At 71.1% G+C, this 14,458-nt stretch carries 10 protein-coding genes; all 10 read right to left on the bottom strand.

Annotated elements, in window-relative coordinates; genetic code table 11:
• Window positions 1–236: 236 nt before the first annotated feature.
• Window positions 237–485, bottom strand: coding sequence for a hypothetical protein (locus Q392_RS33060; RefSeq protein ID WP_157008247.1), 249 nt, complete (start codon window positions 483–485; stop codon window positions 237–239).
• Window positions 482–787, bottom strand: coding sequence for a hypothetical protein (locus Q392_RS25025; RefSeq protein ID WP_038214490.1), 306 nt, complete (start codon window positions 785–787; stop codon window positions 482–484). The genes Q392_RS33060 and Q392_RS25025 overlap by 4 nt, the downstream gene beginning before the upstream one ends.
• Window positions 788–801: 14 nt before the next feature.
• A complete protein-coding gene (locus Q392_RS25020; RefSeq protein WP_038214487.1) occupies window positions 802–1,038 on the bottom strand; it encodes a hypothetical protein in 237 nt (78 codons plus the stop codon).
• A 124-nt stretch (window positions 1,039–1,162) separates the two neighbouring features.
• On the bottom strand, window positions 1,163–1,357 hold the full coding sequence (locus tag Q392_RS25015) for a hypothetical protein (RefSeq protein ID WP_038214485.1): 195 nt from the start codon (window positions 1,355–1,357) through the stop codon (window positions 1,163–1,165).
• A gap of 14 nt (window positions 1,358–1,371) precedes the next feature.
• Window positions 1,372–1,584, bottom strand: a complete 213-nt coding sequence (locus Q392_RS25010; protein ID WP_038214484.1) for a hypothetical protein — start codon at window positions 1,582–1,584, stop codon at window positions 1,372–1,374.
• A gap of 256 nt (window positions 1,585–1,840) precedes the next feature.
• Window positions 1,841–2,587, bottom strand: a complete 747-nt coding sequence (locus Q392_RS25005; RefSeq protein WP_038214482.1) for a S1 family peptidase — start codon at window positions 2,585–2,587, stop codon at window positions 1,841–1,843.
• Window positions 2,588–2,599: 12 nt separating this feature from the next.
• The gene (locus Q392_RS25000; protein WP_038214480.1) at window positions 2,600–11,143 is read right to left on the bottom strand and encodes a glycoside hydrolase family 94 protein; all 8,544 of its coding nucleotides are present in this window, start codon (window positions 11,141–11,143) and stop codon (window positions 2,600–2,602) included.
• A gap of 1,160 nt (window positions 11,144–12,303) precedes the next feature.
• Window positions 12,304–12,996, bottom strand: a complete 693-nt coding sequence (locus Q392_RS24990; protein ID WP_038214475.1) for a Crp/Fnr family transcriptional regulator — start codon at window positions 12,994–12,996, stop codon at window positions 12,304–12,306.
• A 141-nt stretch (window positions 12,997–13,137) separates the two neighbouring features.
• Entirely contained in the window at window positions 13,138–13,857 is a 720-nt protein-coding gene (locus Q392_RS24985; RefSeq protein ID WP_084217392.1) for a Crp/Fnr family transcriptional regulator, read from the bottom strand.
• 335 nt (window positions 13,858–14,192) lie between these two features.
• On the bottom strand, window positions 14,193–14,458 hold a 266-nt coding region (locus Q392_RS24980), incomplete at its 5' end, for an ATP-binding protein (protein ID WP_038214468.1).

Below are 14,458 nucleotides of genomic sequence, written 5' to 3'. Positions count from 1 at the left end.
CCGTTCAGGCAGACCAATCTAGAAAGAAGGAGAAGACCAAGAACTTATCCACACCGTGAGCCGCCAGGCTCGCAAAGAGGGTGGGTCAATATTCGATGGAAATGCCGGGTCAGGATTCCATGGAAATCAACAAGCTGAAATAAGAAAGCCCGCCGAAGCGGGCTTTGAGATGTGGCCGTGGACTCTTACGCGATCCACGCTACGTGCATTCTCATGCAGTGCCGCCCAGTTGTTTTCTAGTCATTGGCGACATCGCGCGACGTGCCGTCGTGAGATCCGGCGACCTGTTCGGTCGTGAACAGATGGCCGGATTGTAGGTGATTGGCCCGAGTTCCGGGAACCGTGCCCTTGCCGCTGGCAGGGCACGGGACCTGCGCGCCTTGGCTGCCGATCAGGCTGATGCGGCTCTGGCGGCGTTTCGTCCGGTTGCCCTGGGCTCGGGTCTTGTTCTCCGGGTTGCGTTGCCATGGCCGTTCGCGCGTCAATCCCGTCCTGTCCCGGCCTGCTCGCGCTGTGCTTCTTGGTCGAGGTAGCGCATGGCGGCCTCGAGCCCCTGTTGAAAGGCTGCCTGAAGGCTGCGCGCCGTCGATCGCGTTGGAATATCGGTCAGCCGATCGGTGCGCCCTTGATGGGTATGCAGGTACACGTGAAACAGCCAGTCGTCCAGGGAAATGTCGTAGCCCGCCACCACTTCGATCCGCGTTCCCTGGTAGGTGCCCTGCAACGCATGGCGAGGCCCGGTTTCGGTCTGCACGATGTTGACGACCCGCTCTGCTGCTGAATCCATGGGGTGCTCCGTTGTCAGGCCAGTCTGTTCGTCACGAATTCATCCATCTCCGCAGACAACCGGGACTCCAGGCGCTCGAGGCGCTCCAACTCGATCAGTTCGCGCTCTGTCGCCTGGTGGCTGTGTCCCGAGGCGGCATCGATCTGCTTGCGGCGGATTTCCGTGGAAAGTGTCTTGACCGCTTGGTGGGTTCGATGCCATTCGGCGTGGAGCGTGGTCCACACCTTCAGGCCTTCGGGGTCGTTGTGCATGGCGGGCTCCGCGTGGATGGCTGTGGCCCAGTATGCGCCACGCCAGCGCACCGCGTTGCCATCGCGCCAGGATTTCCCCGTGGATCTGTGCGATGCACCTGCCGGTGGGGCTGGCCCGTCTGCCTTACCTTGCGCCCGCCAGCGACCAGATCGTTGCGCCCAGACGCAGCAGGTCGGCCGCTTCCTGCTGAAAGCCCGCGGAAGACACGTCCAGGCGGGCGACCTTCGCAGCGACCAGCGACACCGCCTCGTCCGCGGGGAGCGCCCCGCCGATGCGGGCCATCTCCACGATCTTGAGCATCACGTCCGTCTGGTTCATGGCGCCGGTGCTCCCTATCTGGGCTGCTGCTGGCGACAGATGTTCGTGCCCGTGGTGGTCAGTTGAAGCGATCCACCGAGCCACTCGAGCCACGACAGCGACACCAGATCGTCGATCACCGCGTCGTCGATTTCGCTGGCACGCCGATGATGCAGCAGGTCGGCCACATGGGGCAACTCGACGCGAAGCGCGTCCCGCCGGGGTTGGGAGAGAAGCGCTTGAGCCATGCTGGTCCTTCATGCCGTTGGATGGTGGAACCTGCGTAACACTCCGATGCCGCGCGTGCGCGGTGGCCGCCGCCACGGAGCAGGCGTGGACCGCACCTCCGCCCGCAGCTTGACGGAGCGCAGGCCCTCGGCCCTCGGAACGGAACAAGCCGCGCGGCTGGCAACTGCACGAGGCAGTGCCATGCCGTCGCCTGGGCCGGGCGGGCCCGGTGGGGCTGGAACTCGCGAATCCGTTCCGCGGAGCGGGCTGCATCGTTCAACTGCTCGCCCCCCCCGGGGGGCGCCCGTCGGTCAGGGCGAGCAGGATGGCGGCGTACCAGGCCGCGTTCAGCCCGAGGGATTCGTCGAGCACCCGGTCCCGGGTGCCCATGTCGATGCGCGACGAGTGCACCCCGAGCAGTCTCCACGGCAGCGCCGCGCCGGCATCGAGGTCGTGCATGACCACCGGTGCGCCGCTGGTGCCGCGGTGCGTTCGCGCGTCGGTCAGGAAGAACCCCTGGCCCTGGAAGCGGATGCCGAAGGCGGAAGCGATCACGGCATGGCGAACCACGGGCAGGTGGTGCATCGTGTCGTGAAACCCGAGCGGGAAGCCCACGACCAGCAGGTCCTTGCCCGCTTCGACCTGGCCCAGCTCGCCTTGCAGGTGGTCGGTGGTGAAGCAGCGGATCTCGGCCGTCGCGGGCAGCAGCGCGCGGTCGATCTCGATCACGGCCACGTCGATGTCGCCGCCGGAGTCCGAGCCCTGGCGCCACTGGCTTCGGCCGTCCTCGAAGAGCCAGATCGACAGGGCCGAGGAGCGCGTGAGGTTCACGGCGTCGACGTGCACCTCGACCTCGATGCGATTGGGATGGTGCCCGCTCGGCGCGTCCTGCAGCACGTGCCTGCTCGTGACGAGGAACAGATGCCCCTCGCGCTCGAAGAAGAAGCCGCTCGCGCCGGTGAGCAGCCGATCTCCGTCGAAGGTGCTGACCCTGGCGGTCGTCAGGAAGAGCGGTTCGATCATGGGAATTCCTTGTCAGATGCCGAGGGTCAGCCGATGCGCTCCGCCGTCCAGCGGGACCCGCGCACCGCCATCCTCGGGGAGCACGGCCTGGTCGTCCAGAAGCACCTCCGAGAGGCCCTGGCAGCGGGATGACAGGCGATGCACGCGGACGGTGCACCGGGTGGATTCGACCGTCAGGTCCATCTCGAAGCCGGGCCACGCCGCGGGGATGCACGGATCGATCCTCAGGCAGTCTCCTTCGCGCCGCAGGCCCAGGATGCCCTCGATGCCGGCGCGGTACATCCATCCGGCCGAGCCGGTGTACCAGGTCCATCCGCCGCGTCCCGCATGCGGCGCCACGGCATAGACGTCGGCCGCAACCACGTAGGGCTCGACCTTGTACCTGGCCGCCTCCTGCGGGGTGCGGGCATGGTTGATCGGGTTGACGAGCGCGAACAGCGAGGCGGCCCGGTCGCCATCGCCCAGCCGAGCGAATGCCAGGATCGCCCACATCGCGGCGTGGCTGTACTGGCCGCCGTTCTCGCGCAGGCCGGGCGGATAGCCCTTGATGTAGCCCGGATCCAGCGCGGTCTTGTCGAACGGCGGCGCCAGCAGCAGCGCCAGGCCGTCGTCGGGCACGACCAGGTGCTGCGCCAGCGAGTCCATGGCGCGCGCGGCGCGCTCGGGGTCGGCCACGCCCGACAGCACGGCCCAGGCCTGCGCGATGGCATCGATGCGGCATTCGTCACTGGCCTGCGCGCCGAGCCAGGTGCCGTCGTCGAAGGTGGCGCGGCGGTACCACTCGCCGTCCCAGGCCTCGCGCTCGATCGCGGCGCGCACCGATTCCGCATGGGCGCGCCAGCGTGCGGCGCGCCCGGCGTCGCGCGCCTCGGCCAGCGGCGCGAACAGGGCGATCGTGCGCACCAGCAGCCAGCCCAGCCACACGCTCTCCCCCCGCCCGCCGGCGCCGACCCGGTTCATGCCGTCGTTCCAGTCGCCGGTGCCGATGAGCGGCAGGCCGTGGGCGCCAGTGAGGTCCACGCACTGGTCGAGGCCGCGCGCGCAGTGCTCGAACAGCGAGGCCGGCCGGCCCGCCGGCATGGGCTGGAAGAAGGCGTCGTGCTGGCCGGCCTGCAGCGCCGGCCCGTCCAGGAAGTCCACCGCCTCGTCGAGGACCGCGGCGTCCCCGGAACTGGCGACATAGCTGGCCGCGGCGTAGGCCAGCCAGACCCGGTCGTCCGAGATGCGCGTGCGCACGCCCTGCCCGGAATGCGGCAGCCACCAGTGCTGCACGTCGCCCTCGACGAACTGGCGGCCGGCGGCGCGCAGGAGGTGGCGCCGGGCGGCCTGGGGCCGGCACAGGCCGAGCGCCATGCCGTCCTGCAGCTGGTCCCTGAAGCCGTAGGCGCCGCTGGCCTGGTAGAAGGCCGAGCGGGCCCACAGCCGGCAGGCGATGGTCTGGTACAGCAGCCAGCCGTTGAGCAGGAGGTCCATCGCGCGGTCCGGCGTCCTGACCTGGACGGCCCCGAGCGTCTGCTCCCAGTAGCCGGTGACGCGCGCCAGCACGGCATCGAGGTCCGCCGCGCGGTAGCGGGCGACCAGGGCCTGCGCCTCCTGCGTGGAGGCGGCCTGGCCCAGCAGGGCCACGACCTCGATCGATTCGTCCGCGGCCAGTTCCACCACGCACTGCAAGGCCGCGCAGGGGTCCAGCGCCGCGCCGGTGGCGCCGGAAAGAGGTGGCCGCCCGGCGGCAAGGGCGGCAGGTGCGCCCGAAGCGCCATGGCGACCCAGGAACTCGGTGCGGTCGCCGGTCCATGCCGTCTGCCGCCCGCCCAGGTCGGCGAAGGCGACTCTTCCGGGGAAGGCGATGCCCCAGGGCTTGCGGGCCAGCATCGCGCCGCTGGGCGCGTCGATGGCCGTCACGATGAAGGGCGCCGACGCGCCGCGCGACGTGCCCAGCACCCATTCCGCATAGGCAGTCACCGACAGGCGCCGCGTCCGGCCCGACCGGTTGCGCAGGACCAGGCGCGAGATCTTCAGCGGATCGTCCAGCGGCACGTACTGCAGCAGCTCGAGCGCGATGCCGCGAGACGCGTGCGCGAAGCGGCTGTAGCCCCGGCCGTGCCGGGCCTCGAAGCTGCCGGCGCCGCGCAGCGGCTGCGCGGTGGGCGACCACAGGTCGCCGCTGTCCTCGTCCCGCACGTAGAAGGCCTCGCCGGACGGGTCGGTGACAGGATCGTTCGACCAGGGCGTGAGCTGGTTCTCGCGGCTGTTCCCGCACCAGGTGGCGCCGCTGCCCTCCGCCGACACCTGGAAGCCGAAGCCCGGGTTGGCGATCACGTTGATCCAGGGCGCAGGCGTGGTTTCGCCGGCCTGCAGGCGCACCACGTACTCCCGGCCGTCCTGCGCGAAGCCGCCCAGGCCGTTGAAGAACTCCAGGTCCTGCGATGTGGGCGGCGACGGCGAGGCGGCGGGTGCCGGCGCGCCCCGCGGCGGCAGCGGCGCCGGCCGGCCCGCGGACCCTGCCCGCGATGGCATCAGGCGCGCGAGCCGGTCGGCGATGGGGCCGTGGCGCGCGACCAGCTCGACCCGCGCGGCCGACTGCAGCAGGGCGCGGGCCTCGGCGCCCAACTGGTCCGCGCGCAGCGCATGGATCGTTCCCTGTGCATGGCCGGCGTCGAGGCGGGGACGCGCCTGGCTGCTGCGCACCGCCGTCTCGATCGCGACCTGCAGGTCCTGTACGTAGGACGATGCGCGCTCGTTGAGGATGACCAGGTCCACGCCGAGCTGCTTCATGCGCCAGTACTCGTGCGCACGCAGCACCTGCCGCACCTGCGCCAGATCCTCGGCGTCGTCGATGCGCAGCAGCACGATGGGCAGGTCGCCCGACACGCCGTGCGCCCACAGCCCGGACTGCGGCCCCGCGCCGCGCAGGATGAGCTCGGGCGCGGCGCGCAGCCGCCGGTCGGCATACAGCAGCGGCGCGGCCAGACGCTGGAAGTCGGCGGCCTCGTCCGCATCCATGCCCAGGTGGCGCAGCTGGACCTGCGCCTGCGTCCAGGCCAGCGTGGCGGCGCGCTCGAAGGCGTTGCGGTCGTGGTGCTGGTCGATGAGGTCCAGCAGCTCGGCGCGCGACGGCGCCACCACCGTCCAGAAGGCGATGCGCGCCAGGCCGCCCGGCGAGATGCGCAGGCGCTGGCGCAGGCAGAACACCGGGTCGAGCACGGTGCCCACCGTGTTGGACAGCGGCCGGCCGTCCGCGATCGCCGCGGCGGTGCCGGCGTCGCGGCCGCGGCCCAGGAAGCGGGCGCGGTCGGATTCATGCTGCGGCTCGGCGGTGAGCTCGCCCTCGACCACCGCGAAGTGCGCCGCCCAGACGGCGGGCTCCTCGGGGGCGCGCGTGCGCCGCGTGGCGACCAGGGCGCCGAACTCGGGCAGGTACTCGGTCAGGACGAAGAGCTTGGAGAAGGCCGGGTGGGCTTCGTCGGCCGCCTGCGCGCCCAGCACCAGCTCCGCACAGGAGGTGACGTCGACCTCGCGCGCGCGGCGCCCGCCGTTGGCCAGCGAGAGGCGGCGCACCTCGCCGTCGCTCTCGCCGGAGACCAGCACCTCCAGCGTCGCGGCCAGGCCGCCGTCGCGGTGGGCGAAGGTGGCGCGGTCCTCCTCGAAGAGCACGTCGCCGTGCGGGGCATCGGCCGCCAGCGGCTGGGCGCTGGGCGACCACACCCGGCCCGTGCGCACGTCGCGCAGGCAGACGAAGCTGCCCCAGGGATCGCGGGTCGCGTCCTCGCGCCAGCGCGTGACCGCCAGGCCGCGCCAGCGGCTGTAGCCCGATCCGGCGGCCGTCAGCATCACGCAGTAGCTCCCGTTGGACAGCAGGTGCGTGATGGGCGCCGGCCCCGGGACGGCCGGCACCCGCCGCACTGCCGGGGCCCGCGCGGCGCCTTCGTCGCGCGAGGCCCGCACTTCCTGCGCGCGGGGCTGCTCCACCGCGACGTTGCGCGGCATGCGCTCCTGCAGCAGCAGCTCGCAGGACTGGATCAACGGTTCGCGGTGGAAGCGCGCGCGCATCGCGCCGCCGTGCAGCACGTTGGCGATGGCCACGATGGTCATGCCCTGGTGGTGGGCCATGTGGCTGCGCACGATCGCCAGCCGCGCGCCTTCGGGCACGCGCGACGGAGTGAAGTCCAGCGCCTCGTAGAAGCCGTGGCGGCCGAGCGCGCCCATCGCGGCCAGGCGGGCGTAGTTGCGGCAGGCCGCCCGCGGGTCCACCATCGCCGCCAGGCCGGTGGCATAGGGCGCGACCACCCGGTCATCGGCCAGCCCGCGCTTGAGCCCCAGGCCGGGCACGCCGAAATTGGCGTACTGGTAGGTGTACTCCAGGTCGCGGGCGTTGTAGGCGGACTCGGAGATGCCCCAGGGAATGCCGAGGGCGTCGCCGTAGGCCTCCTGCCGCTGCACCACCAGGCGGCAGGTCTGCTCGAGCAGGCTGCCGGCCGGCGCGCGCATCACCAGCGAAGGCATCAGGTACTCGAACATGGAGCCCGACCAGGACACCAGCGCCGAGCCGCGGCCCACCGGCGTGGCCGTGCGGCCGAGGCGGAACCAGTGGCGCGTCGGCGCGTCGCCCTTGGCGATGGCGAACAGGCTCGCCAGGCGGGCCTCGGAGCCGAGCAGGTCGTAGCAGCCGGCGTCCAGGCGCTGGTCGGCCAGCGCATAGCCGATGGACAGCAGCTTGCGTTCGGGGTCGACGAGAAAGGCGAAATCCATGGCCAGCGCCATCTCGCGCGCCGTGTCGGCCAGCGCCTGCAGGCGCGCCGCCAGCGCCTGCGGTACCCCGGCATGGCGCGCGTCGTGCGCATGCGCCGTGGCCGTGCGGCCGACGGCCTCGATCCAGAAGACGAGGTCCTGCGCATCCTCGTCCTCGATCCGCACCAGGTCCTGGGCGGTGGTGGAGGCCTTCTCGGCGAGCCGGGCCAGCGTCGGCGCGATGGCGTCGAGCGCCTGCGGCCCCTGCAGCTGCGCCGCCATGTCGTCGAGCAGCGCGCTCACGCGCCGTCCGCGTGCGCTGCGTGCCGCGTCCAGGCCCGCGAAAGTGTCGCGGGCCAGCTGCAGGGCGTCTTCCAGGCCGGTGCGGGCATCGGGCTCGCGAAGGCCGCCGCGCCATTCCTCGCAGGCATTGGCCAGCGCGATCAGGTGGCCCGCCAGGTTGCCGCTGTCCACCGACGACACGTAGGGCGGGTCCAGCGGGCGCAGGTCCGCGGTGCCGTACCAGTTGAAGAAGTGGCCCTTGAAGCGGCGCAGCCTGTGCAGCGTGGCGAAGGTGGCCTCCAGGCGCTCGACGGTCTCGGCCCGGCCGGCCCAGCCGAAGTCGCGCGCCGCCGCGGCGGCCAGCAGATACAGGCCGATGTTGGTGGGCGAGGTCCGGCGGGCCAGCACCGGCGCGGGGGACTCCTGGAAGTTGTCGGGCGGCAGCATGTGGTCGGCCGGCGTCACGAAGGTCTCGAAGTAGCGCCAGGTGCGCCGCGCCGTCAGGCGCAGGGCCCGGACGTCGGCCGCCTGGGGAGTGCTGCGGCGCGCCGGGGCCGGTGGCCGGCTGGCCCACCAGGCCAGGGCCGGCGCGGCCGCCCACAGCAGCATGAAGGGCAGCACGGCCGCCAGCGCGGCGGGCCAGGGCGACGGTGCCAGGAGCAGTCCGCCGGCGCCCAGGAGCAGCCCGAGCGCCAGGCCGCCGGCCATCTGCCGGTAGAAGCCCGGCAGGTCGAGCCGGGGGCGCATGCCGGCCTGCGCGGCCGTCGTCCACTCGAGCAGCCGCCGCCGCGTGAACAGCAGGCGCACCAGGGTGCGCCCGATGGCATCGCCCATGCGCCAGGCCTGGTCCGCCAGGAAGGTCAGCCCCAGCCCGGCCTGCAGCAGGGCCAGCTTCAGGTCGGCGGCCAGGGCCAGGACGTGGCTGCGCAGCCGCACGCCCGGGCGGTGCGGCCAGACCGCCCAGGCGGCCGGCAGCAGGGCAGGAAGCGCGATCATGGCCAGCACCAGCGCGATGGCCGCGAACGCCGACGGCGCGGGCAGCAGCCAGGCGGCGCCCAGGGCGAGCAGCGTGCAGGGCGCCAGCAGCGAGCGGCGCAGGTTGTCGAGCATCTTCCATCGGCCGATGGCGGGGACGGCACGCTCGCCCGTGCGCGGCCCGAGGATCCACGGCAGGAGCTGCCAGTCGCCCCGGCTCCAGCGGTGCAGGCGCCGCGCCGCGACGTCATGGCGCGCCGGCGCCTCCTCGACCAGCTCGATGTCCGACGCCAGCCCGGCGCGCGCGAACACGCCCTCGAACAGGTCGTGGCTCAGCAGCGCGTTGTCGGGAACGCGGCCGCGCAGGGCGGCCTCGAAGGCGTCCACGTCGTAGATCCCCTTGCCCGTGTAGGAGCCTTCGCCGAAGAGGTCCTGGTAGACGTCGGAGACGGCCATCGCGTACGGGTCCATGCCGCCGGGGCTGGAGGAGATCCGCTGGTAGAGCGATCCTTCCCGGCCCACCGGCAGCGAAGGCGTGATGCGCGGCTGGAGGATGCCGTAGCCGCCCACGACGCGCTGCAGCGCCTCGTCGAAGCGGGGGCGGTTCAGCGGATGCGCCATCTTCCCCACCAGCCGCAGCGTCGCGTCGCGCGGCAGCCGCGTGTCGGCGTCGAGCGTGAGCACGTAGCGCACGCCCTCCGGCACGCGCGAGGCCTCGCCGCCGGACGGCACGAAGCTCGTGTCGGTCGCGCCGCGCAGCAGGCGGTTGAGCTCGTGCAGCTTGCCCCGCTTGCGCTCCCAGCCCATCCAGGTGTTCTCGGCCGCATTGAAGCGCCGGCGCCGGTGCAGCAGCAGGAAGCGACAGCCCGCGGGCGCAGGACCGTGGCGCCGGTTCAGCGCCGCGATGGCCTGCGCCGCCACTGCCAGCAGCGGCGCATCGGCGGGCAGCTCCTCGCGGTCGGCGTCGATGCCGTCGGTGAGCAGGGCGAACACCATGTCGCCCCCGCCGCCGGCCAGGTGGTGGACCTCCAGCCGCTCGATCTGCGCCCGCAGGTCGGCCTCGCCGGTCAGCAGCGTCGGCACTGCCACCAGCGTGCGCAGCGCGCCGGGCACCCCCGCGGCGAGTTCCAGCCCCGGCAGCGGGACGGCGCCCAGGCGCCAGGCCGCCAGGCGGTTCACCAGCGCCGTCGCGACCTCGGTCGCGGGCAGCAGCAGCGCGAGCATCCACAGCGCGAGGAGGGCGGCACCGCCGCCGGCCGGAACCCATGCCAGTGCCAGCGCGAGCAGCCCCGCCGCGACGGCCAGGATTGCGCCGGCATAGGCGCCCAGGCCCGGGCGGCGGGGCCAGCGGCCCATGCGCAGGCGCAGCGGGGGCCGGAATCCGATGGCCTCCTCCAGCGCGGGCCGGCCTTCCGCGATGAGGTGGTGGCCGGGGTCCGCGAGCCGGGCGCGCTCCTGCGGCCCGGCCGGATCCGCCGAGGCGGAGCGCGCCGCCGCCAGCACGCGGTCAGCGATCTCCAGCTCCGAGCAGGGCGAGCCGCGCGCCAGTTCCTCGATCGCGCTGCGGTAGAGGTTGCGGCTCGGGAAATCCATCGCAGCGAAGTCGCTGCCCGCGCGCAGCCGCGCGTCCACGAGGCTCACGCGCTCGAACAGGTCCGCCCAGTCGATGTCCGACATCAGCCGCAGGCTGGTGATCACGTTGCGCACCGTGACGTTGGAGGCGCCCTGGCGCTGCTGGGCATGGGACACCACCTCGTCGATGGTGGCCCCCTGCCGCCCGAGGCGCTCCTCCAGCCATCCGAGCGCCGGCATGGTCCGCGGGTCGTGGTCTCGCAGCCGCTTGGCCAGCTGCGCGGCGAAGAGTTCGGACAGCGCCAGCGGCGAGCGCGCGGCGATGTCCTCCTCCAGGGCCGAGTGCGCCGTGGCCGGGCTCGTCAGGCGGGCTGCGAGCCGGTCGGCGTCCAGGCGTGCCGCGCGCCCGGCCGTGATCTGGTCGGCCAGGCGGCGCAGGTTCTCGATGAGGACGATGCGCAAGGTGATGGCGACGGCCCACAGTTCGCCGATGGTCAGTGGCTGCACGCACTGGTAGGCCGCGAGGAAGCTGCGCAGCATGCCGGCATCGACATGGCTGTCGGTGTGCGCGACGAAGGCCCACGCCAGCCCGAACACCCGCGGATAGCCGGCGAACGGGCCCGAGGCCAGCTTGGGCAGCTGGCGGTAGTAGTCCGCCGGCAGGTCGCCGCGGATCTCGCGGACCTGTTTCTCGACCAGGTGGTAGTTGTCCAGCAGCCACTCGGCGGCCGGCACCACGCGCCGACCCGCCTCCAGTTCGGCGGCGCTGGCCCTATAGGCAGCGAGCAGCACGCGCGCGTTCTCGTCCAGCCGCCTGCGCAGGGGCGGCACGGCCGGCGGCTTGGACGTGACCGGCTGTGCGGCGGCCAGGCTCCGGGCGTGCTGCTCCAGGCGCTCGAGGCCGAAGAGTTCCGCCCGCACGGGTGCGGTGGTGGCCCAGGGGGTGGTCGAGGGGCGGCGTCCGAAGAAACGATGGAGAAGGCTTTCCTGCAGCTTCATTGCTGCGACCGCTGGCACATCGCGAACTCCAGGTGGGGCGGCCTGCTGCCGGCCGCAGCTTCGCCGTGAAATGAACCCCGACGCACACGCGGCCCGGAGCAGAAGGACGGTCGGGCGCCGGTTTGCGCGGCGGTGCGCTCAGGGACAGGCCGGGCGTGGCCGGCCGGCGCTCGGCGCCGCGGGAAGGCAGCCGCCCAATCAGGGCGGGCGGCGTCGGTCGTCCTGCAAGGCTCGAGGCTATGCGCTGATCGCACGCGTGTCCGTGCGGTAGCGCACACATGGAAGGTGCGGCAACGCTATCTCTGCATCCTTGACGCCATCTCGCGAAGCTGGCCGAGCGCCTCCGCGCACTCCAGGACGATGGCTTGCATCCGTGCTGTGTCCACGTCGTGCGGATGAGATCCCGAGGCCGCTGGCGGCTGCCGGAATGCGATGCTTCGAAGCCTTTCCTCCACAGCGCCCGCAAGCGCATGCCAGTCCGCGAAGTCGACTTTCGAGGCGTCGGCCGATGGTCCATCGACGGCGCGGCCCATCGGCGCCGGCATCGACTCGGCAACCTTGCCCACGCCCGTTGTCGAGCCGGCCTCGACCGGCGCCTCGGGAAGAGGGCCTGCAGGCAGATCCTGCCAACACTGAAGAATTCGAACCATATCTCGCCCCGGTGCCGGGCAAGATCGCCTTCTTGGCGTGGCGCCATGCGTCTGCCGGCAAACAATCGTCCTGGACGCTTCTACGCTCTCTCGTCGGGTCCATCCGTGCGCTACCGCACATCGGGTCGGCGTGCTGCGCGCAGCATGCGTGCGCTGCCGCACGGAACGGTGGGCGATTCTTGTGCAGACTGCCTGCCTGTTTGATCGAAGGACGGCGCGATGGGAACGCAGGGAACGCATCCGCGAGAGGACGATGAGGCGAGCTCCCTGGCGGTGGTCGTGCAACAGGTCGACGCGGATTCCCTTGTGCGCGACGCATTGGTCGCGGAGAGCACCCGGCGTGTCAGGGCGCTGGCGATCCTGATGAATGCCTGTCTTCCCTTGGCGCCCCTGCCCGACGGTGCCTGCACCCTTCGGCCAGTCGATCTGATCCGTGGCGCGACCGGGCGAGGCGCAGTGCCGCCGCCTCGATGGTTGAAGGCATGGCAGGGGTTTTGTCGCGACGCGCACCTACTGCAACAGCGCTGCATGGGCATCGCGCTCCATCGCATAGCAATCGCACGCAGCGTCCTCCAGGCCATTTCGGTCGAGCACCCGAACATGTCCACGGTGATACTCGATGAGCCCGCCGCGCTGCAGATCCCCGGCCGCTTGGGTGATGCCGACACGCCGCACACCCAGCATGTGGGCAAGGAATTCCTGCGTGACGGCGAAACTGTCGGAATGAGCGCGATCCTGGCTCATCAGCAGCCAGCGTGCGAGACGCTGTCTGATCGGATGAAATCGCAAACAGGTGGCAGAAGTCGCCAACTGTGACATGAGGGCATAGATGTACCGGCCGAGGTTGCGCTGCAGGGCCGGACTGCGCATCAGCTCCTGCCGGAACGCGCGAGATTCGATGCGCCGCGCAACTCCCGTGCCCTGCACCAGCGCACGCAGCGGCGCCGTCTCCACGCCCAGGACCAACTGCGCGCCCAGCATCCCTTCGCGGCCGATCATGCCGACCTCCAGCATCGGATGGCCGGTGCCGGGCGCAATCAGCGATATGAAGCCGTCGATCGGAAAATAGGCATGGCATGTGGGCGTACCCGGCTCGCACAGCACTTGGGACATGACCAGGTTGACGGGCTCGCAGAGGGACAGCAGGCGAAGACGGGCCTTGCGCGGAAGCCGTTCGATCAGATGGTTCTCGGGGGTGCCCACGGGCGGTCTCCTGGCGCATGGCTCGCTGCCCCGAAGAGGCAACTCATCGGCCCAGTGTGCAAGACACGGCGTGCGGGGACCGTGTGCCAGCGCACACAGCGGTCTCGAAAGAATGAAGGAAGCCGTGCGGAAGGGATGGGACTATGCGGTCCGCGCGCCCGGAAGGAGCCGGTCGTACTCCTTCTTGACCACCGCGTAGCACTCGCAGGTACGCCGTTCCAGGCCGAGGCGATCCAGAACGGTGATGCGTCCTCGCGCATAGCGAATCAGGCCGGCCTGCTGCAGCTTGAGCGCACCTTCGGTGACACCTTCGCGGCGCACGCCGAGCATGTTGGCGATCAGTTCCTGCGTCATGACCAATTCATTGCCCTTCAGCCTGTCCAGGCTCAGCAGAAGCCAACGGCACAACTGCTGGTCCAGCGAATGATGCCGATTGCATACGGCCGTCTGGGCCATCTGCGTGATCAGTGCCTGGGTGTAGCGCAGCAACAGGTGCAGCACGGCATCGGACCGACCGAACTCCTCCTTCATCGCCTGCGCGGGCAGACGCAAGCCCTGGCCCGCGCTTTGCACCACCGCGCGGCTTGGCGTGGACTCGCCGCCCATGAAGATCGAAACCCCGACGATGCCCTCGTTGCCCACGACGGCGATCTCGGCGGAGGCGCCGTTCTGCATGACATAGAGCAGCGATACGATGGATGTCGTCGGGAAATAGACGTGGCTCTGAGTCCGACCCGATTCGTAGAGTACCTGTCCCAGGGGCATTTCCACCGATTCGAGCTGAGGATGCCATCGCCGCCACTCCGCGTCGGGCAACGCGGCCAGAAGCGTATTGCTTCTCGGATCGTTGATAGCGGTCATATACCCCCCAAGGCGCGGAGCCCGTCCCGCAGCAGGGCGTCGTGGCGTCGGCGCATGCCTATGTACTCTACCGCACATAGCGAGGGGCGCTGAGCGCGAGGCCGGGGCACTCTCTCCCGGCGTTGGCGCATGCGATCCGTACAGACGCTGGTTCGAAGCGGGCCACGGGCCGGCGTCGGGCGCTGTGCGCGCTGACCTTGAGCGTGCGAAGGATGGCTTCCCGCAGGAGCCTGCTGGCCCCGGCAGATTTGCGGTGCCGGGCGTCGGCCGCATCTGTCAAGCGCCATCCAGATCTGGCCCCCTGACGACATTGAGTTCTGCCCCCCGGTTGATGATCAGTTCGTTGTCGCTTCGGTATTCGCGCTGGCCTGGTTAACCAGGCCAGCGCGGCGCTTCGTTCTGAGGCGGTAGCTGTCGCCGCGGATCGTGATCACGTGGCTGTGGTGCAGCAGCCGGTCCAGGATCGCTGTGGCGACCACCGCATCACCGAACACGCCACCCCACTCGGCCACCGAGCGGTTGCTGGTCACCAGCATCGAGCCGCGCTCATAGCGGCGGCTGACCAACTGGAAGAACAAGTGTGCGGCGTTGGCCTCGAATG

Source organism: Xenophilus azovorans DSM 13620, from assembly GCF_000745855.1.
Taxonomy (GTDB): domain Bacteria; phylum Pseudomonadota; class Gammaproteobacteria; order Burkholderiales; family Burkholderiaceae_C; genus Xenophilus; species Xenophilus azovorans.
The sequence above is the reverse complement of the archived record's forward strand: the minus strand, read 5'-3'. Positions and strand labels throughout refer to the sequence as shown.

Excerpts from the sequence above, each read along its gene's own strand:
- Q392_RS25010 (WP_038214484.1), bottom strand. The coding sequence starts at position 1,584 with ATGGCTCAAGCGCTTCTCTCCCAACCCCGGCGGGACGCGCTTCGCGTC.
- Q392_RS25005 (WP_038214482.1), bottom strand. The coding sequence starts at position 2,587 with ATGATCGAACCGCTCTTCCTGACGACCGCCAGGGTCAGCACCTTCGAC.
- Q392_RS25000 (WP_038214480.1), bottom strand. The coding sequence starts at position 11,143 with ATGAAGCTGCAGGAAAGCCTTCTCCATCGTTTCTTCGGACGCCGCCCC.
- Q392_RS25015 (WP_038214485.1), bottom strand. The coding sequence starts at position 1,357 with ATGAACCAGACGGACGTGATGCTCAAGATCGTGGAGATGGCCCGCATC.
- Q392_RS25020 (WP_038214487.1), bottom strand. The coding sequence starts at position 1,038 with ATGCACAACGACCCCGAAGGCCTGAAGGTGTGGACCACGCTCCACGCC.
- Q392_RS25025 (WP_038214490.1), bottom strand. The coding sequence starts at position 787 with ATGGATTCAGCAGCAGAGCGGGTCGTCAACATCGTGCAGACCGAAACC.
- Q392_RS24985 (WP_084217392.1), bottom strand. The coding sequence starts at position 13,857 with ATGACCGCTATCAACGATCCGAGAAGCAATACGCTTCTGGCCGCGTTG.